Source organism: Vibrio sp. 970 (assembly GCF_033339075.1).
Window position 1 is genome coordinate 1 of the sequence record NZ_JAWOTW010000193.1, and the last position, 812, is coordinate 812.

The window sequence follows — 812 nt, forward strand, 5'->3', positions numbered from 1 at the left end:
GTCAACAACAGCGCGTTGCGATTGCCCGTTCTCTGGCTTACAGCCCTGATTTACTGCTTTTGGATGAACCGTTTTCGAATATTGATACTCAGGTTCGTCACGAGTTAATCAGCGAGATCCGTAAGATTTTTAAGGCACAAGGCGTTACAGCGATTTTCGTGACTCACAGTCGTGAAGAAGCATTTGCGTTTGCCGACAAAATGGCGGTGATGAACCACGGTGTTATTGAGCAATACGGCACGGCTTCAGAACTCTACTACCAACCTTCGAGCAAGTTTGTTGCAGACTTCTTAGGTGGTGGTAGCTACCTAGCCGCAACGCGCATTTCAGATACGGAATACGAAACCCATATTGGTGTAGTTGAGGCGAGTGCGCAGCAAGAGATTCAAATGCAATCTGCTTGTTCATTACTACTGCGACCACAACATGTCCAAATTCAGTCGGATGAAGACAGTGCGGTCACTGTGCTTGAGCAGCACTTCATGGGTGATCATTGTCGTTATGTGATTGATGCTAATGGTGATCGTCTACTGGCTATCGCATCACAGCCGCTTCATATCGGTGAGCGTGTTGCTGTGAAGATCGAAACTCAAGGCGTGCTAGCGTTCACTTAATGCCTCTGCATACGGGATTGCGAATCCATTCTCGATTTGTAGACACAAAAAAGCCCGGCAGTGATGCCGGGCAAGTGCTCTTCTCCTGTTGATGATCGCCTTTTCCAGACAGCGTCGGCTCTCATCATTGTGCTCGAAGCGGGCACAAGGTCAGTTATAGAGACAAGAAGTCTTTAAACTGTTGAAGAACACGTTCCG

At 47.9% G+C, this 812-nt stretch carries 1 protein-coding gene; it reads left to right on the forward strand.

The window, feature by feature from the left end; genetic code table 11:
- The coding region (locus R7Q11_RS25625; RefSeq protein ID WP_225466932.1) for an ABC transporter ATP-binding protein at nucleotides 1-614 on the forward strand (614 nt) is incomplete at its 5' end.
- Nucleotides 615-812: the final 198 nt, after the last annotated feature.